At 72.5% G+C, this 18,435-nt stretch carries 15 protein-coding genes; 7 read left to right on the top strand and 8 right to left on the bottom strand.

The window, feature by feature from the left end; translation table 11 throughout:
* Positions 1-241 precede the first annotated feature (241 nt).
* Positions 242-2,584, bottom strand: a complete 2,343-nt coding sequence (pcrA, locus tag ACSIH6_RS19000) for a DNA helicase PcrA (RefSeq protein WP_435109631.1) — start codon at positions 2,582-2,584, stop codon at positions 242-244.
* Between the two features lie 167 nt (positions 2,585-2,751).
* Between pcrA and ACSIH6_RS18995 the strand changes: the two genes are divergently transcribed.
* Complete coding sequence (locus tag ACSIH6_RS18995; RefSeq protein WP_435109637.1) at positions 2,752-3,681, top strand: nucleoside hydrolase; 930 nt, start codon at positions 2,752-2,754, stop codon at positions 3,679-3,681.
* 290 nt (positions 3,682-3,971) lie between these two features.
* Here the strand turns inward: ACSIH6_RS18995 and ACSIH6_RS18990 are convergent, their stop codons facing one another.
* Positions 3,972-4,643 (bottom strand): response regulator, encoded by a 672-nt coding sequence (locus ACSIH6_RS18990; protein ID WP_017567903.1) that lies wholly within the window; start codon positions 4,641-4,643, stop codon positions 3,972-3,974.
* 135 nt (positions 4,644-4,778) lie between these two features.
* Positions 4,779-5,978 (bottom strand): ATP-binding protein, encoded by a 1,200-nt coding sequence (locus ACSIH6_RS18985; RefSeq protein WP_435109630.1) that lies wholly within the window; start codon positions 5,976-5,978, stop codon positions 4,779-4,781.
* A gap of 219 nt (positions 5,979-6,197) precedes the next feature.
* Between ACSIH6_RS18985 and ACSIH6_RS18980 the strand changes: the two genes are divergently transcribed.
* The gene (locus ACSIH6_RS18980) at positions 6,198-7,637 is read left to right on the top strand and encodes a PspC domain-containing protein (RefSeq protein WP_435109629.1); all 1,440 of its coding nucleotides are present in this window, start codon (positions 6,198-6,200) and stop codon (positions 7,635-7,637) included.
* Positions 7,624-7,848, top strand: a complete 225-nt coding sequence (locus ACSIH6_RS18975) for a hypothetical protein (RefSeq protein ID WP_435109628.1) — start codon at positions 7,624-7,626, stop codon at positions 7,846-7,848. Before ACSIH6_RS18980 ends, ACSIH6_RS18975 begins: the two co-directional genes overlap by 14 nt.
* 150 nt (positions 7,849-7,998) lie before the next feature.
* On the opposite strand, the gene rsmA is transcribed toward ACSIH6_RS18975, so the two are convergent.
* Positions 7,999-8,880, bottom strand: a complete 882-nt coding sequence (gene rsmA / locus ACSIH6_RS18970; protein ID WP_435109627.1) for a 16S rRNA (adenine(1518)-N(6)/adenine(1519)-N(6))-dimethyltransferase RsmA — start codon at positions 8,878-8,880, stop codon at positions 7,999-8,001.
* A gap of 105 nt (positions 8,881-8,985) precedes the next feature.
* A complete protein-coding gene (locus ACSIH6_RS18965) occupies positions 8,986-10,161 on the bottom strand; it encodes a resuscitation-promoting factor (protein WP_435109626.1) in 1,176 nt (391 codons plus the stop codon).
* A gap of 378 nt (positions 10,162-10,539) precedes the next feature.
* Here ACSIH6_RS18965 and ACSIH6_RS18960 point away from each other — a divergent pair, with 378 nt between their 5' ends.
* The 3 genes from ACSIH6_RS18960 to ACSIH6_RS18950 all read left to right on the top strand — a co-directional run bounded on the left by ACSIH6_RS18960 (position 10,540) and on the right by ACSIH6_RS18950 (position 15,087).
* Positions 10,540-11,634, top strand: a complete 1,095-nt coding sequence (locus tag ACSIH6_RS18960) for a CaiB/BaiF CoA transferase family protein (RefSeq protein WP_435109625.1) — start codon at positions 10,540-10,542, stop codon at positions 11,632-11,634.
* A 166-nt stretch (positions 11,635-11,800) separates the two neighbouring features.
* Positions 11,801-14,152, top strand: a complete 2,352-nt coding sequence (locus tag ACSIH6_RS18955) for a hypothetical protein (protein ID WP_435109624.1) — start codon at positions 11,801-11,803, stop codon at positions 14,150-14,152.
* A gap of 584 nt (positions 14,153-14,736) precedes the next feature.
* On the top strand, positions 14,737-15,087 hold the full coding sequence (locus ACSIH6_RS18950) for an STAS domain-containing protein (RefSeq protein ID WP_435109623.1): 351 nt from the start codon (positions 14,737-14,739) through the stop codon (positions 15,085-15,087).
* A gap of 194 nt (positions 15,088-15,281) precedes the next feature.
* Here the strand turns inward: ACSIH6_RS18950 and ACSIH6_RS18945 are convergent, their stop codons facing one another.
* On the bottom strand, positions 15,282-15,977 hold the full coding sequence (locus ACSIH6_RS18945; protein ID WP_435109636.1) for a M50 family metallopeptidase: 696 nt from the start codon (positions 15,975-15,977) through the stop codon (positions 15,282-15,284).
* Between the two features lie 267 nt (positions 15,978-16,244).
* Between ACSIH6_RS18945 and ACSIH6_RS18940 the strand changes: the two genes are divergently transcribed.
* The gene (locus tag ACSIH6_RS18940; RefSeq protein WP_435109621.1) at positions 16,245-16,664 is read left to right on the top strand and encodes a hypothetical protein; all 420 of its coding nucleotides are present in this window, start codon (positions 16,245-16,247) and stop codon (positions 16,662-16,664) included.
* A 161-nt stretch (positions 16,665-16,825) separates the two neighbouring features.
* Here ACSIH6_RS18940 and ACSIH6_RS18935 read toward each other — a convergent pair whose 3' ends face one another.
* Both ACSIH6_RS18935 and ACSIH6_RS18930 read right to left on the bottom strand, forming a co-directional pair.
* Entirely contained in the window at positions 16,826-17,269 is a 444-nt protein-coding gene (locus tag ACSIH6_RS18935; protein WP_435109620.1) for an SRPBCC family protein, read from the bottom strand.
* A gap of 58 nt (positions 17,270-17,327) precedes the next feature.
* The gene (locus tag ACSIH6_RS18930) at positions 17,328-18,341 is read right to left on the bottom strand and encodes an NUDIX hydrolase (RefSeq protein WP_435109619.1); all 1,014 of its coding nucleotides are present in this window, start codon (positions 18,339-18,341) and stop codon (positions 17,328-17,330) included.
* Between the last annotated feature and the right edge of the window lie 94 nt (positions 18,342-18,435).

The following is an 18,435-nucleotide window of genomic DNA, read 5'->3' as shown; positions in this document are numbered from 1 at the left end:
ACCCCGCCAAATCGGCGGTTTGTGGTGTTCCTGGTCGGGGTAAAGCCCGTTTCCCGTTTCGCCGTCCCGGTTTCCCTGGAAGCGCCCTCCGAGCCTAGCCGGTCCGAAGCAGTGCTCGGAACGGTGGTTCGGAGGAAGGGGTCGACCGGCCCGTCCGCGGGAACCGCGTCCGTCTCGCTCGGTCTTCCCCAACTCTACCCCCGACCCGGAGTGCTCGGGACACGTTCACCGGATCTTGGCCTCAGAGCTTCTCGATCGGCGCGTACTTGACCAGGAAGTCCTTCTCGCCGATGTCCGCGCCGAAGTCGATGCGGGCCTTGGTCCTGTCCCCGGTACCCTCCACCAGCTGCACCCGGCCCATGCCGAAGGAGTCGTGGTTGACCAGGTCCCCCACGCTGAGTGTGGGCGCCTCCTTGGCCGCCTTCGCTCCCCCGCGCGCCCTGGAGCCGCCGAAGGTGCCGCCGAAGCCGCCCCCGCCCCCGAAGCCCCCTGAACTCCGGCCGCCGATGCTGCGGCTGGGCGGCGCGGCCAGGGTGGACTCGGCGCGGCGCCAGTCGACCAGGGACGAGGGGATCTCGTCCAGAAAACGGGATGCGGGGTTGTAGGAGGGGGTCCCCCAGGCACTGCGCACGGCGGCGCGGCTGACGTACAGCAGGCGCTGCGCACGGGTCAGGCCCACGTAGGCCAGGCGGCGCTCCTCCTCCAGCTGCGTCTTGTCGCCGAGTGTGCGGGTGTGCGGGAACACCCCGTCCTCCATCCCGGTGAGGAAGACCGCGGGGAACTCCAGCCCCTTGGCCGCGTGCAGGGTCATCAGCGTGACCACACCGCCCTCGTCGTCCTCGTCGGGGATCTGGTCGGTGTCCGCGACGAGGGAGATCCGCTCCAGGAAGTCGACCAGTGTCGGCGCTCCCGGGTCGACGGCCCCGTCGGCCTCCTCCCCGTCCTCCGTGGGCTCCTCCTCCAGGAGCGCGGCGAAGGTGTGCTCGAACTCGCGGGCGACGTCGACGAACTCCTCCAGGTTCTCCACCCGGCTCTCGTCCTGGAGGTCCTTGGACTCGGCCAGCTCGGACAGGTACCCGGTCTTGCTCAGCACCGCCTCGACGATCTCCGCGGGCGTGCCCTCCGGCACGGTCTTCTCCAGCTCCTCCAGCAGGGCGGTGAAGTTGAGCACCGCCTTGACCGAGCGGGTGGCCATCCCGGGGATCTCGTCCACCCGGCGCAGCGCCCGGGAGAAGGAGATGCGCTCGCGGGCGGCGAACAGCTCGACCGACTCCTCCGCCCGGGCCCCGATCCCCCGCCTTGGCACGTTGAGGATGCGCCGCAGGCTGACGGTGTCCTCGGGGTTGGCCAGGACCCGCAGGTAGGCGAGGACGTCGCGGATCTCCTTGCGCTCGTAGAAGCGCACGCCGCCGACGATCTTGTAGGGCAGCCCGGTGCGGATGAACACGTCCTCGAACACGCGGGACTGGGCGTTGGTCCGGTAGAACACCGCGACCTGGCTCGGGGTGAGCGTCCTGTCGTCGGTGAGCTTGTCGATCTCGCCGACCACGAAGGCGGCCTCGTCGTGCTCGTTGTCGGCGACGTAGCCGACGATGGCCGGTCCGTCGCCCTGCTCCGACCACAGGTTCTTGGCCGGGCGGCCCTCGTTGCGGTCGATGACCGCGTTGGCCGCGGACAGGATGGTCTGGGTGGAGCGGTAGTTCTGCTCCAGGAGGATGGTGCGCGCGTCGGAGAAGTCGCGCTCGAACTCCAGGATGTTGCGGATGGTGGCGCCGCGGAACGCGTAGATGGACTGGTCGGCGTCGCCGACCACGCACAGCTCCGCGGGCGGCACCACGCTGGTGTCGGAGCCCTCGGCCGCGCCGACCAGTTCGCGGATGAACACGTACTGGGCGTGGTTGGTGTCCTGGTACTCGTCGACCATGACGTGCCGGAAGCGGCGCCGGTAGTACTCGGCGACGTCCGGGAACATCTGGAACAGGTTGACGGTGACCATGATCAGGTCGTCGAAGTCCATCGCGCCCGCCTCGTGCAGGCGGCGCTGGTAGAGCTGGTACGCCTCGGCGAGCTTCTTCTCCTGCTCGGTCTGGGCCTGCCCGGCGAACGTGTCGTAGTCGACCAGCTCGTTCTTGAGGTTGGACACCTGGGCGGAGAAGGCCTTGGGCGGGAACCGCTTGGGGTCCAGGTCCATCTCCTTGCACACCAGCTGCATCAGGCGCGCGGAGTCGGCGGAGTCGTAGATGGTGAAGCTGCTCGGGTAGCCGAGCCGGGCGGCCTCCCTGCGCAGGATGCGCACGCACGCGGAGTGGAAGGTCATCGTCCACATGCTGTTGGCGGCGCGCACGCCCAGCAGCGCCTGGATGCGCTCGCGCATCTCGGCGGCGGCCTTGTTGGTGAAGGTGATGGCGAGGATCTCACCCGGGCGGACACCGCGTGCGGCCATGAGGTGGGCGATGCGGTGGGTGAGGACCCGGGTCTTGCCGGACCCGGCACCCGCCACGATCAGGAGCGGAGAGCCGCTGTGGGTGACGGCGTCGCGCTGGGGACCGTTCAGACCTTCGAGAAGCTGTTCTTGGGAGGACACGGCATCCAGGTTACGGCCGCCCGGTGACGCTGCCGTCCCCGTCCACAGGGACGGACCCCCACAGGCCCGTTTTGTCGGGTAAAAGCGCCCTGACCGGCGTCTTACGCTGTTTCGGTAGGGGCCTCCGGTCGGGGGCCCTCGTGTTCTGAGAGGGAGTTTCCTTGAGCATGCGTGTGTTCGTCGACTGCGACCCGGGGATCGACGACGCCGTCGCGCTCGCCTACCTGGCCGCTCGGCCCGAGGTGGAGATCGTCGGCGTCGGGGCGGTCTTCGGCAACAACAGCGTGGACGTCACGGCCGACAACGCGCTGCGGCTGCTGGAGCTGTACGGCCGCCCGGACGTCCCGGTGGCGGTGGGCGCCGCGCGTCCGCTGGTGCAGCCGCCGCGCCTGGCCGCGCACGTGCACGGAGGCAACGGCCTGGGGGACGTGGAGCTGCCCGAGCCCGCGGGTCGTCCAGTGCCGGGGACGGCGGCCGAGCTGCTGGTGCGCCTGGTCCGTGAGAACCCGGGCGAAATCGACGTGCTGGCCGTGGGGCCGCTGACGAACCTGGCGATCGCGCTGGCCCTGGAGCCGGAGCTGCCGAGGCTGGTGCGGCGCCTGGTGGTGATGGGTGGCGCGGTGCGCGTGGCGGGCAACGTGTCCTCGCACGCCGAGGCCAACATCAGCAACGACCCCGAGGCCGCGGAGGCGGTGTTCGCGGCCGGGTTCGACCTGGACCTGGTGGCGCTGGACATCACCATGAAGACGGTGGCCACCACCGAGTGGCTGGCGGAGCTGGGGACGGTCGCGGGCGAGCGCGCCGCGCGCACGTCGGCGTTCCTGGACTTCTACGCCGACTTCTACTCGGGGATCTTCGGGGTCCGCCAGTGCGCGATGCACGACCCGCTGGCCGCGGCGGTGCTGGTGGACCCGCACCTGGTGACGGAGTCCTTCGAGGCCCCGGTGCGGGTGGAGCTGACCGGGACGCTGACGCGGGGGATGACCGTGGCAGACCTGCGCCCGCGTCCGCGGGACGACGACCGCCGCCCCGCGCGGGTGGTCACGGGTGTGGCCGAGGCCGAGTTCCTGGGTCGAATGCTCGACTCGCTGCGCTGAGCGGTCCGCCCAGGTTGTCCACAGGTCGCGGGAGGGGGTGGCGGCGCGCCCTCAGGCGGTGGTCCCATGGATAAGGGGGGGTCCCCAGGACCTCCGGCCTCGCCATGCCCCGCGCCGCGCGTCCGGCGGTGCGCCCGCCCGGTGACCCGTACCGGGCCGGCCGCGCACGGCGGGCCGTGGCGGCTCCCACCGGGGGTTCCTCGCCGCGGGGATCCTCGTGCAGACCCTGGTCCTCAGCGCGTCGCTCACCGCCGTCGGGCTGGCAACGGCCGTGGCGTCCGGCGCCGGGCTCAGACCAGCCTGCGGGCGGTGGCCCAGCGGCTCAGCTCGTGGCGGTTGGACAGCTGGAGCTTGCGCAGCACCGAGGACACGTGCGTCTCCACGGTCTTGACGGAGATGAACAGCTCCTTGGCCACTTCCTTGTAGGCATAGCCGCGCGCGATGTGGCGCAGGACCTCGCGCTCGCGCTGGGTGAGCCGGTCCAGCTCGGGGTCCACCGGCGGGGCGTCGGTCGCGGAGAAGGCGTCCAGCACGAACCCGGCCAGGCGCGGGGAGAAGACCGCGTCGCCGTCGGCCACGCGCACGATGGCGTCGGCCAGCTCCCTGCCGGAGATGGTCTTGGTGACGTAGCCGCGGGCGCCGCCGCGCACCACGCCGATGACGTCCTCTGCGGCGTCGGAGACCGACAGGGCCAGGAAGCGGATCTGGGGGTGCTGGGCCAGGACGCGGCGCAGCACCTCCACACCGCCGCCCCCGGGCAGGTGGACGTCCAGCAGGACGAGGTCGGGCTGCTTCTCGCCGATGACGTGCACGGCGCTGTCGACGTCGCCGGCCTCGCCGACCACGTTCACTGCGTCGCCGAGCTCACCGCGCACACCGCTGCGGAACAGCCGGTGGTCGTCCACGATCACGACGCGGGGGACCGCGTCACCGCCACTGAAGGTCGTGCTCTCGTCTGCCACACCGTGGACTCTACCCACGCCGGGGCGGACGGGGGCACCCCCGTCGGGAGCTGTCCGCTTTCGGCCGCCCTCCGGTCCCGGCTTCGGTCGCGGTAGGCGAACGAAACCGTCCGTACCCTCCGCCCGGTCCGTGCCCTACAGGTCGGGGACGCGCGGCATGCGCAGCTGCACCTCGGTGCCCTCGCCGGGACCGGTGCGGATGCGCGCGGAGCCGCCGTGGCGCTCCATCCTGCCCAGGATGGAGCCGCGCACGCCCATGCGGTCCTCGGGGACGGCGTCCATGTCGAACCCGGCGCCGCGGTCGCGGACGAACACCAGCACCTCCTCCTGGTCGACCTCTCCGAACACCGAGATGCTGTCCGTCCCGGCGTACTTGGAGGCGTTGACCATGGCCTCGCGGGCGGCGCGGAGCATGGCGGCCAGCGCGTCGTCCATGGGGCGGTCGCCCACGCACACCACCTCGATGGGGACCCCGTGCTCCTCCTCGACCTCGGCGGCGACGCGTTCGAGCGCGGGCGAGACGGTGGTGTCGGCGTCGGCGGGCCGCTGGTAGAGCCAGCTGCGCAGGGCGCGCTCCTGGACGCGGGCGAGGCGCTGCACCTCGCGGGGGTCCTCGGCCCGGCGCTGGATGAGGGTCAGGGTGTGCAGGACGGAGTCGTGGATGTGGGCGGCGAGTTCGGCGCGCTCGGCGTTGCGGATGCGCTCGCGGCGCTCCTGGTCGCGTTCGCGGACCAGCCCGATGATCCAGGGGGCCACGATGAGCGCGATGCCCGCGAGCACGGTGAAGGCGAAGGTCAGGCCGGCGCGGGCGTTCTGGAGCTGCTCCTGGAAGACGAGGAAGCCGATGGCGCCGACGACGACGAGCAGCACGCCGGCGACCGCGCGCATGATCCCCTTGGGCGAGGAGCGGCTGACGGTGCTGGTCATCCACTGGTCGCGCTGGGACGGGTTGGCCTGCTGCCAGAGGATGATGCCGCCGAGGGCGCCGAAGACCACGAACCACAGCAGCGGGTCGAAGACGCCGCCGAAGAGCAGGAACAGGAGGCCGAGTCCGGCGGCGAGGCCGACGTAGGCGACGAGCTGGGAGAGGTCGCGGCCCCTGCGGCGGCTCTCGGGCTCGGCGGTCTCCTCCTCCGAGGAGTCGTTGGGGACGAAGAAGTACAGGGCGGCGTAGACGGCGATGCCGATGCCGCCCACGGACAGCGCCATGAAGGCGAGGCGGACCACCACCGGGTCCAGGCCCAGGTGGCGGGCGAGCCCTGCGGCGACACCGCCGAGGAGCCTGCCCCTGACCGCGCGGGTGAGCCGCGGGGTGTCCGCGGCCGTTGCTGCCACCGCCCGATCACCGCTTTCGTCCGTGCGGCGGGGAGGATGTACGCGCCCGCCGCGTTCGTGGGTCCTGTGCTGTCCAGGATGCCCCCTCCGGTGCGGACCGGACATCGGGGGCGCGCCCCTGGTCCTGGCCGGGCTCCCGTCAGGGTGGGTTCAGGGTCGTCCCGGATGTGCTGGTGGACGGTGACGGGTGACCATGGGTGGGTGAGGAGAGCGCGGTGAGTGACCATGACTGACGACCCGGTGCCGGAGGGTGCCCCGGCCGCGTCCGCTTCCGGTACGGCGGAGGCGGACGCCGGGGCCTCCGTGCGCGAGCTGCGCAAGGGGGACGAGGACCGGGTCCTGGCCGGTGTGTGCGCGGGCCTGGGCCGGTACACCGGGGTCGACCCGGTGGTGTGGCGTGCGGCCTTCGTGCTGACCTCGTTCGCCGGGGCGGCGGGTCTGCTGCTCTACATCGCCGCGTGGATGCTCATGCGCGACGCCCAGGGCGTCCCGGCGACGTTCGAGCAGATGCTCAACCGCAGTATCCCGCCGCGGACGGTGCCCAAGCTGCTCGCGGTGGGGTTGGCGGTCGCGACGACGTTCAGCCTGGTCGGCGGACTGGGGTGGTCGACGCTGGTGCTGGCGGTACCCCTGGTGCTGGGGCTGCTGGCCGCGCGCAACCGGGGCGTGGACCTTCGGAGGGCGTTCACCGAGCTGCGCGAGGACCTGCGGACCACGGATCCGCCGCCCGCGACGCCGTCCCCGGAGCCGACCTCGACCTACTACAACCCGGCCCAGCCGTGGGCGTCCGCGCCGCAGGGGCCGGTGGACCTGGCAGTGGTGTCGGAGCGCACCGCCGCACGGGACTCCGGGGAGACCGGGGACGAGGACGAAGGTGAGGAGGAGCGTTCCGGCGAGGCGGGAGGGTCCACCAGCGCGCGGGAGGCGGAGGACGAACGGTCCCTCACGAAGGGCAGGCGCCTGCCGCTGGCCTCCCTGGCCCTGTGGACGATCGTGGCCGGGGCGGTCCTGGTGCCGGTGCTGGAGTTCGGCTGGTCGTCCTCGCTGTGGAGCGGGCGGACGGCCGACCTGCTGCTCGGGCCGGAGACCGGCGTGTTCTTCCTGGCCGGGTCCCTGGCGGTGATAGGCGTGTACGCGCTGGTCGGCGCCTGGGCTGGCAGTCCGCGGGGGCTGCTCCCGATGGGTGCGGCGGCCGTTCTGCTGCTGGTGCTGGCGTCGGTGACCGATCTGACCCGGGTGCGGATCGGCGACGAGACGTGGCGGCCGACCACGGTGGCCGCGGCCGAGTCCGGCGACCACCGGCTCACCGTGGGCTCGGGGACCCTGGACCTGACCGGACTGGAGGACCTGGAGCCCGGCGGGACCGTCGACGTGTCGCTGCGGATGGGGGCGGGCCGCGTGGAGCTGGTCCTGCCCGAGGACGCGGAGGTCGCGGTGCACTCGGAGATCGGCCTGGGGGCCGTGGAATTCAGCCCGGAGGACGGGCGGGACGGCATGTTCGGAGTCTCGTTGAACTACGAGGAGGTCCACGAGGCCGCGGCGGACGCCGGGGCGCGGGACGAGGGGGCGCGAGGCGGCGACGGGGCCGGGGCCCCGCGGATCAACGTGCGCACCGACTCACTGGTCGGGGTTGTGGAGGTGAAGCGTGGCGGAGCGTAGGACTGACTGGGGCTCGCTGGTCGCGGGCCTGCTGTTCCTCGGCCTGGCGGTCGGGTTCGTCATGCGCGGCACGGGCGACTGGGAGTTCAACGTCCTGTGGGTGCTGCCGGTGCTGTTGGCGGGCCTGGGCGCGGCCGGGACGGCCCGCGTGCTCACCCGGCCCCGGCGCCAACGGCCCCCCACGGAGAGCCGTTCCGACACCCTGGAGTGACGGACACGCCCCCGGACGCGGGGGTTACGAGAGCCACAACGGAAAACACAGGGACCCGCTGGGGACGCGGGAAACGCGGGGCGCCGACCGGGACGGGGAGGCGCCCCGCGGCTTGTCCGGCCGCCTGGGTCGGGCCCGGCCCGCCAGGGCTCAGGCCCGCGGGCGCTGCTCGGCGATGGCCGCGAACGCCGTCACGTCCAGCGACTCGCCCCGGGCCGAGGGGTCCACGCCCGCCGCGCGCAGAGCGGTCTCGGCCGCGGGAGGCGAACCGGCCCACCCGGCCAGGGCGGCGCGCAGGGTCTTGCGGCGCTGCGCGAAGGCGGCGTCGATCACCCGGAAGACCTCCTCGCGGCTCGCCGTGGTGGCGGGCTGCGGACGGCGGATGAGTTCGACCAGACCGGAGTCGACGTTGGGTGCGGGCCAGAACACGTTACGGCCGACCGATCCCGCGCGGCGGGCCCCGGCGTACCAGGCGACCTTGGCCGAGGGCACCCCGTAGACGCGGCCGCCCGGGGAGGCGGTGACGCGGTCGGCGACCTCGGCCTGCACCATGACCAGCACCCGCCGCAGGCTGGGCAGCAGCTCCAACAGGTGCAGCAGGACCGGGACGGACACGTTGTAGGGCAGGTTGGCCACCAGCGCCGTGGGCTCGGGACCGGGCAGCCCGGTCACGCGCATGGCGTCGCCGTGGACGACGGTGAGCCGGTCGGCGAGGTCGGGCGCGTGGTCGGCGACGGTGCCCGGCAGGGCCTCGGCCAGTGCCGGGTCGATCTCCACGGCGGTCACGTGGCGCACGTGCGGGAGGAGCGCCAGGGTGAGCGAGCCCAGGCCCGGGCCGACCTCGACGACGGCGTCCTCCTCGGTGACCCCCGCGACCCGCACGATGCGGCGGACGGTGCCGTGGTCGATGACGAAGTTCTGGCCCAGGGTCTTGGTGGGCCGGATACCGAACCGCGCCGCCAGTGTCCGCACGTCGGCGGGGGTGAGCAGGCGGGAGCGGTCGTCGGGTGCGGGTGTCTGTGTCACCCCCACATCTTGCCAGCTCCCGCGCGTCGTCCCGTTTGCGGCGGATGCGTGCGGCGAATCCGGACGGTGTTCCGTGCGGTTCTCCGATCGTCGTCCCGCGCCGGGTTCCGCTCAGTCGAACAGGTGCGTGCCGCAGTGGGGCCACTGGCTCCGCCAGTCACCGCCGACGCTGTCGTAGAGCTGCTGGGCGCGCCGGGTCTGCTCGGCGGGGCTGGCGTCGGAGGGCAGGCCGCCGCCGCCCACGGAGGCCCAGGTCGTGGTGCTGAACTGGTAGAGGCCGTAGTAGCCCCCGGCGGAGTTGACCGCGCCGGGGTCGCCGCCGGACTCACACCGGGCCAGGGCCTGCCAGTTCAGGCCCGCCGCTCCCGCCGGGGGCGCGTCGTCCCCGGCGGCTCCGGTGCCGACCTCCACGAGCCCCTCGACCGGCTCGGCCACGACCTCCTCCCGGAGTGTGTGCTCGACCTCCTTCCCACCGCGCAGGACGGTGGCGGTGGTGACCTCCCTGAGTCCGTCCTCGGGCTCGACCACGACGCTGCGCTCGCCCTCCGGCAGGTCAGGGTTGTTCTCCTCCACGGTCTCGGCCTCGATGACGGCCTCCTCCGTGACGGGTTCGCCGAGCACGGGGAGGATCTCGACCACCATGTCGGGCACGGCCGGTTCGTCGGGTGCGGGGGTGACGACGTCGTGTTCGCCGGGGACCACTCCGGCGGCCTCCAGCACGTCGGCGACGGTCTCCCCGGTGGTGCGGGTCTCGGTGCGCACGGTGTCGTACATGACCACCATGCGCGGGGCGCGCTCGGCGGTGACGGTGAGTCCCTCCGCGGGGACGGGGGTCGCGGGCCCGGCGGAGAGCTCGACCCCCTCGGGGTCGAAGCCGATCTGGCGGAGCGCCTCGCCGAGGGTGAGGGCGTTGACGCTGCGGGAGAACTCGTGGCCGTCGAGCTCGACGGTGAGCTCGCGCGCGGAGCGCACCAGCACGCGGTCGCCGGAGCCGATCGCGGTGTCGGGCTCCGGGGCGACGGCGGCGCCCTCCTCCAGGGTGACCCCGGCCGAGTCGAGCACGTCCTGGACGGTGCCGCCGAAGGTGTGCACGGTGCGCTCGCGGCCGTCGGTGTCCAGGACGACGCTCTCGCCCATGGCGAAGGCGGTGCCCCCGGCGGTGGCGGCGAGGATCCCGGCGAGGGCGGCGGCCGCGACCGGGAGCGGGAGGTGCCGCCGGGCGCGCCGCCGCCCTCCGACGCGGCGGGGGCCTTTCCCCAAGGTGTTGGTCTCCGGGGTGCTGGACATGGCGGATTCGTCCTTTTCGGAAAGGTCGGTACGGTTTTCCCGTGCTCTGTCCGGCACGGGTGCGCTCCGGTGCGCTGTCGCTGGCGGCGAGGTGACGGAACTTTTTTTCCGGAGCCGGAAACCGGCTCTTCTCCCAGCGAACACCGACACATTAACACCCCTTGTCGGAGCGCTTTTGTATCTGACCGAAAAAGGTGGAGCGACTCGCGGATTTCCGCACCCGCATTCCCCTTTCGGCCCCTTTCCCGTACTTCCGTTCTCCTCTCCGCCGAAGCGCCGTGGGGTGCCGCCGTGGCGCGGCGGAAGCGGAGACTGCACAATGAACCGAGCGCCGTTCTGGTCGCGCGCGCTCCCCTCTACCGCCTTGGAGACCTCCCCATGGGACCCCTGAACGGAATCCGCGTCGTCGAGTTCACCGGGATCGGCCCGGCGCCGATGGCCGGGATGCTCCTCGCCGACCTGGGCGCCAGCGTCATCCGCCTCGACCGCCCCGCGGCCGCCGACGCGATGAACGCCGGCGCGGGCGGGCCCCACATGAGCGAGGGGCGCACCGTCCTCCCCGCGGACCTCAAGTCCGAGGAGGGGCTCGAGCTCGCCCGCGACCTGGTCTCCCGCGCCGACGTGCTCCTGGAGGGCTTCCGGCCGGGGGTCATGGAGCGCCTGGGCCTGGGTCCCGAGGCCTGCCTGGAGACCAACCCGCGCCTGGTCTACGCGCGGGTCACCGGCTGGGGCCAGGACGGACCGCTCGCCCGCACCGCCGGGCACGACATGAACTACATCTCCGTGAACGGAGCCCTGCACGCCATCGGGCGCGCGGGCGGCCCGCCGGTCCCCCCGGTCAACCTCCTGGGCGACTTCGCCGGGGGCACCATGTTCGCGGTCACCGGTGTCCTCGGCGCGCTGGTCGAGCGCCAGTCCTCCGGCCGCGGCCAGGTCGTGGACGCCGCGATGGTGGACGGCAGCGCGCTGCTGATGTCGATGCTGCACGAGGACCGCGCGCGCGGCTCCTGGAGCGACGAGCGCGGCACCAACTACCTGGACACCGGCGCCCCCTGGTACGACGTCTACGAGTGCGCCGACGGCCGCCACGTGTCGGTCGGTTGTATCGAGCCCCAGTTCTACGCCGCGTTCCTGGAGGGCGTCGGCCTGGCCGGGGAGGACCTGCCCGACCAGTGGGACCGGGAGGGCTGGCCCCGGCTGCGCGAGCGGTTCGCCGAGGTCCTGCGCACTCGCACCCGCGACGCGTGGGGTGAGGTGTTCGGGGGCGCCGACGCCTGCGTGATGCCCGTCCTGTCCCTGGAGGAGGCACCCGACCACCCGCACGTGCGCGCCCGCGGCTCGCTCGTGCGCGACGGCGACCGGATCCTGTCGGGCCCGGCGCCGCGCTTCAACCGCACCCCGGGCGGGGTCACCCGGGGCGCCGAACAGCCCGACACCGCGAAGACCCTCCAGCAGTGGGGCATCACCCCCTGACCGAAACCCCGTCCGCGCACCGCCCCTCCCCAGGCCGGAGCGCTTTCGCGCACACCGTCACACGTCACCCTCCCCACGCGCCGGGCCCCGCGGATCCCCCTACGCGGCGCGGAGAGTGGCTAGGGTGAGCGACCAGTCCGGCTGAGCGCGCGACGGGGGGTCCGCCATGCCACAACGGCTCGTCACACCGGGGGCGCACTGGGGAGTGCGTCTGGGTGCCCTGCTGCTGTCCGCGGCGGTGCTGCTGTGCACCGCGCCCGCCGCGTCCGCCGCGGTTCCCGCCGAAACCGAGGCCCTGTCCGGTCCCGAGGGGCCGGCCGGGCAGCGCGAGGGACCCGTGGTGCTCGTGGGGGTGCCGGGCCTGCTGTGGCAGGACGTTACTCCCGAGACCACACCGACCCTGTGGGGAATGGCCGAGGAGGGCTCGATCGGCAACGTGTCGATCCGCACGGCCACCTCGCGCACCTGTCCCACCGACGGCTGGCTGTCGGTGTCGGCCGGGCAGCGCGCCCTGTCCATCCGGGAGCGCTTCACGGTGTGCGAGGCCGCCCCGGAGCCCGAGCGCACCGGCTCGGGCGCGGTCGTCCCGGGTTTCGGCGCCTACGTCAGCCAGAACGCGAGGACCTCCTTCCACGCGCCCGTGGGACTGCTCGGGCAGACCGTGCACGAGGAGGGCGGGACCACGCTCGCCGTCGGCCACGGCGCCGCCCTGGGCGTGGCCGACGCCTCCGGGCGGGTGGACCACTACGTCGACGACGTGCGCGAGCTGACCACCGACCGCCTGGAGGGGGTCTCCCTCGCGGCGGTCGAGCTGGCCGGGCTCACCCGCCTCTACCCCGACTACCCTGATCCGCCGATCACCGACGAGGAGGCCCGGGAGGCCGCGCAGGAACCGGTCGGTGAGGCCGCCGACGAGGACGAGGAGGCGGACGGGGAGGCCGGGGGTCCGCCCGAGCCCAACCCCGACGACGTCCCCGAGTGGGAGCGCGACAAGGCGCTGGCCGCCATGGACGAGCGGCTGCGGACGCTGGAGCGCGTACTGCCGGTCGGCTCGTCGCTGATGGTGGTCGGCGTCTCCATGGACACCGGGCCCTCCCAGCTCACGGTGGCCGTGTCCGGGGAGGTCGCGGAGACGGGGTTCACCGGGGAGGGGGCCTTCCTGGCCTCGGACTCGACCCGCCGGGCCGGATTGGTGGTGCTCACCGACACCACGCCGACCGTCCTGACCGCCCTGGGGATGCGGGCCACCGAGCCGACCAGCGGTCGAGCCTGGCACCTGGCCGACCGGCCGCCGCGGACCGACGAGGCCGTCGGGCGGCTGGTGGAGTTCAACACCGCCGCGGTGGTGGTGGGCGCCGCCGTCCCGGGCTTCTTCAGCGGCCTGGTCGCCTTCCAGCTGCTCATCTACGCGGCGGCGGCCTACACGCTGCACCGCTACTCCAACCGGCAGCGCGGCAAACGCGCGCGCGTGCTGACGCTGACGCGGGCGGTGGCACTGGCCGGGGCGGCCTTCCCGGTGGCCAGCTACCTGGCCAACCTCATCCCGTGGTGGGCCTCGTCCACTCCGCTGATGTCGCTGCTGGTGTGCGTCCTGGCCGCGGACGCCCTGGTGGTGGCGCTGGCCATGGCGGGGCCGTGGCGGCGCACCGCCCTGGGACCGATGACGGTGGTCGCGGGCGCGACCACGGCGGTGCTCTTCCTGGACCTGTGCTTCGGCGCCTACCTCCAGATGAACTCGCCCACGGGGTACTCGCCGATCGTGGCGGGCCGGTTCTACGGGGTCGGCAACATCGCGTTCGCGACGTTCGCGACCGGCATGCTGATGACGGTCGCGGGGATCTCCCACGAGCTGGTCTCGCGGGGCTGGCGCCGCTCCGCCGTGGCGGTGACCCTGGTCGTCGGGGCGGCGACGGTGCTGATCGTGGGCTGGCCGGGCTTGGGCACCGACTTCGGCGGAGTGATCGCGCTCATCCCCGGCCTGGCGGTGACGACGATGATGATCGCCGGGGTACGCGTGACGGCGGTGCGCCTGGCCGTGGTGGCCCTGGTGACGGTGACGGCGATCTCGCTGATCTCGTGGCTGGACTACCTGCGCCCGCAGGAGGACCGCAGCCACCTCGGAGCGTTCGCCGCCCAGGTCGTCAGCGGCGAGGCGGGTGCGGTGGTGGCCCGCAAGCTGAGCGCGATGCTGGGGACCCTGGGCAACTGGCAGCTGACCCTGCTGGCGGCGTGCGCGCTGGTGTTCCTGTTCGTGATGCTGCACCGGCCGACCCACTGGCGGATCGGCGCGCTCCAGGTGGCCTACGAGTACGCGCCGACGCTGCGGGCGGGGCTGACCGGCTCCCTGGTGACCGCGCTGGTGGGCTTCGCGGTCAACGACTCGGGGGTGGCGATCCCGGCGATCGCGCTGACGGTGGTGGTACCGCTCACACTGTCGGCGTGCGTGTGGGCCCTCCAGCAGAGGGACGAGGACCGGACATCCGACCCCGAACCCGTCGAGAACGCCCAGTGCATGTGATGCATACCTCATAAAGCACACGGGGAGCAAAGGACGCGAGCACGACCTTGCGTCGCTCACGTCACGAATCGGCCACGGTGCTGTGGTAAAGTCCGTGGCTGGGCGGCTTCTCCTGGGAGACACCCGGTGCTTCGCCGGGCGCAGAGTCGGCCCGATCGACCGTTCGGAAGAGGCCAGGCACCGCCGTCCGACGGCCACCCCCGCCGCACCGGCGGGGAATGCCCGCCCCCGCGGGCTGGTTTGCACAGTTGCCGAGGGCGGGAGTGGCCCGAGGCAGCGACTCGGCGCCCACCGGCGCACCGTCCGTCTCCGCCGCCTCCATCGCAGGGCACGGACACGCAGGAACTTCCGGTCCGGGTCCGTACGTTTGCCCGATGACCCCGCTTCACGCGGACCTGTCCGGCAGACCCAGGCGAGAAGGGCGTTTCACCCCCGCTCGGGGGCATCACGCAAGGAACTTGATGAACCATCAGCTTGGCCACCGCGGTAACACGACCAACGTCCCGGTCGGCACGCGCTCGTGGAGCCGCGTGCGGCCCACCGCGCCGACCCGTCGGGCGAGGCCCGAATACGCCGGAGTCGCCATGCCCGACCTGAACATCTCCTCCACCCTGCACGACGCCGGACGGGTTCTGGCGTTGGACGGGGAGATCGACATGGCCACCGAGCACCGCTTCCAGGAGGCGGTGACCGAGGCTCTGACCACGCAGCCCTTCGGCCGTGTGGTCCTGGACTGCGCCGACCTGCGGTTCATCGACTCCAGCGGTCTGCGCGTCCTGATTCGCGCGCACAAGGCGGCCAAGGAGCAGAAGGCGGTCCTGGCCATCGCCTCCCCCATCCACCGGGTGCTCCAGACCCTGCGGGTGACCTCGCTCGACACGCGCATCCCCGTCTTCGCGACGGTCTCGGAGGCGCTCACGGCGCCGCGCGCGTAGCGCCCGTGCCCGTCGGTACCACCCGCCCCCGGACAGCCTCCCGGGACACAGGTTCACAGCAAGCACGGTCACAGCAGACACGGTCACAGCACGCGCGAGGGGCGCGACCACCACGGTCGCGCCCCTTCGTCGTGTTCGGGTCCGTCGTGTTCGGGACGGCGGGCCCGTCGGCACACGTCCGGCGGGCACCCGGCCTAGAAGAGCAGCAGCCAGACTCCGAGGCCGGTCACCGCGGCGTTGACCAGGAAGAAGACCACGACCCACAGGGTTCCCGGCACGCCGGTGAGCCGGGCCAGCTGGTCGGCGTCGGAGTGCGGTGAGGGGTTGCGCCCGCGCTGGGCCTGGAGCTCGATCACCGGCCGCACGCCCGCGAAGAGCAGGAACCAGATGAACAGGTAGGCGAAGGCCGCCTGCACCTCCGGCGGGGTGAACCAGCTGACCCCGAACACCACCGCGCCGGTCACCACGATCGACACCACGCCGTAGACGTTGCGGATCATCAGGAGCATGGCGGCGAGCACGACGATGCTCAGCCACAGCAGGGCGGTGATGCGGTCCGACATGAGCATGAGGATGCCGAGCAGGCCGATGACCGACGAGGCGACGTAGCCCGCGAAGACGGTCAGGACCATGCCGACACCGGTCGGCTTTCCCCGGGAGACGGTGACCCCGGAGGTGTCCGAGTGCAGGCGGATCCCGGTGAGCTGACGGCCGCTGAGCAGGGCGACCAGGGCGTGCCCGCCCTCGTGGGCGATGGTGACGACGTTGCGCCCGATCCGCCAGGGCGGGCCGAGCAGCACGGCCGCCAGGGCCAGCACCGCCGCGGTGACGACGATCCACCGCTCCGGTTCGGGCTGGACCGACAGCACTTCCTGCCAGACGTCGCCCAAGGTTGTTCCCACGTGTGCCCCCGACTCTGGTTCGACCCGATCGTGCACGGGCCCACCGGTGCGCGCCGCGGTTGCCGGGAGACGCGTGGAACAGGGGCCCTTGCCGAACTTTAGGGCATGTGGGGACGTTCCGTGTTCTGTCGTGGAATCCGAGCGTTCCCCGAGATCAATGTGACTTCCCCGCGCCGATGAACTGGCCAAACGAGGGTCGCCAGCTTACATTCATCACTGGCAGTGATTTTCTGGCTACTCAAAGCAAGGATTATTGTGAAGCGTATCGCTGGACTCGCCCTTATGGCCCTGACCGCCGGTGCCGTCATCGGCGCCTCCTCCCCCGCCGTCGCGGATGAGGAGCACAACGGCTACCACGGTTGGCACCACGACAACGGTGACAACGGACACGACCACGGCGACCGCAAGGGCCACGACGACCGCAAGAAGGACGACCGCGAGGGCCACGACCGCAAGAGCGACGACCGCGACCACGGCGACCGCGACGGCCACGACGACCGCAAGAAGGACGACCGCGACCACGGCGACCGCAAGGGCCACGACGACCGCAAGGGCCACGACGACCGCAAGGGCCACGACCACGACCACGGCGACAAGGACAAGGACCACAAGGACAAGGACCACAAGGACGGCTACTACGAGGACGACGAGGACAAGGACCACGACCGGCGCTAGCCGTCCCGTCCGGGTCCGCGCGACCGGTTGAGCCCGACGCGCCCGCGCAGGAGCGGGCGCGCGGCGCCGACGCGGCGGGCCCGCTCTCCTCAGCGCAGCGCCGCCCGCGGCCCCCGACCCGCGGGCGGCGCCTGCCGTGTCAGCGTCCGACCGTGCAGCGGTCAGTCCTCCCGCGACTCCGCCGCGGCCTTGAGCCGCACCAGGGTCTGCTCGATGCTCCGCGCGTTCTTGGCGGGCATCCCCATGAGGACGTAGAAGGCCGGAAGACCCCTGGAGTAGTCGAAGGTCTCCGTGACCCGGGTGCCCCCCTCCGCCAGCTCCTCCAGCTCGTAGCGCCAGCGGTGCGGACCGAAGTGCCGCCAGGCGATGAGGCGGTCCTCCTCGTACTCCACCACCCGGTTGGTGATCCGGTAACCGACGCCGAACATCCTCATGTCCATGCCGAACTCGCTGCCCCGCTCCAGCCGCTCCGGACCGAAGAGGCTGGAGAGCACGGTGTCCGAGCCGTCGAACTCGGCGTGCCGCTCCGGCGCCGCGATGATGTCGAAGATCTGCTTGGCGGAAGCGTCGACCACGACGCTCCGCGTAACCCTGTGTTTGGCCATGACCGCATCATGGCAGCGCCGCGCGGCCCGGTCCCGAGCACCCCCGCCGGATCCGGGTTCAGGCCCGGACGGCGTGCCGCTCCACCGCCGCCAGCCCTCCGCCCTCCGCGGTGACGTGCACCACCCAGAAGGAGCCCTTGCGCAGTCCCAGTTGCTGGGAGAACGGCGCGTCCAGCCGCGTGAGCGCCTCGGCCATCAGCTGCGGGACGAGTTCGCCGTGCGTGCACACGACGGTCGGCCTTCCCTCCGCCAGGACGCGCGCGAACGCCTCGCGGGCCTCCTCCACTCCGTGCGGGGAGCCGCCGGAGGACCCGTCGGAGGGCGTGTGGACCGTGAACGCGCGTTCGGTGCGCGTCGGCACGTCGTACTCCACCGTGTAGGGCAGCAGAGACTCGGTGCACCGCGCCGCCGCCGACGTCACCACCCGGGGCCGCCCGTAGGCGCTGAGCACCCGGGCCAGGGCCAGGGCGTCGGCGCGCCCGGTCCCGTCCAGGGGCCGCAGGATGTCGTCGTCGGTCCAGGCTCCCTTGTCCCCCGCGGACAGGTGCCGCAGCAGGATGACGGGGAAGGTGGTCGCGGGTCCGGCCAGGAAGTTGTCGACCACCCGCACGTCGTGGTCGTAGGTGAGCCGTTCGCGGGCCGTGTCCACCGGCACCCACTCGACCAGGTCCACCTCCTCGTTGGGCGGGTAGTCGATCCCCGCCGCGGGGTCGGCGGTGGTGGCCGCCCACCACTCCACCTGCTTGGGCCAGCCGTCCTTGAGGTAGCGCTGCGGGGGGAGCCTGCGGCCCAGCACGGGGGTCAGGCCGGTCTCCTCGACCACCTCGCGGACCGCGCCGGTCACGGGGTGCTCACGGCTCTTGAGCTTGCCCTTGGGCAGGGACCAGTCGCCCCGGTCGGGTCTGCGGACGAGGACGATCTCGGTGCCGCCCGGGCCCTCGCGCCACAGCAGGGCGCCCGCCGCGCGGATGGGTTCGAGGTAGCCGCCGACCGCCGTCTCGCGCAGGGGTCCGGATCCGCGGACGCCCTCGACCGATCCCTCCACGTCGCCCCCGTTCGGTATGGTGCTCATCTGTTTGTTGGGCGTGGAAACCCCGCCCTTCAGAACGGGAAGAACACGCCCTCTCCCTTCTCGTGACTTTCTGTTGGATTCGGCTCACGCGATC

The sequence above is a fragment of the Nocardiopsis synnemataformans genome (assembly GCF_965343085.1).
In the GTDB taxonomy this organism is placed as follows: Bacteria; Actinomycetota; Actinomycetes; order Streptosporangiales; family Streptosporangiaceae; genus Nocardiopsis; species Nocardiopsis alborubida.
Note: the sequence above shows the minus strand (reverse complement) of the source record. Positions and strands in the feature narration are given on the sequence as shown.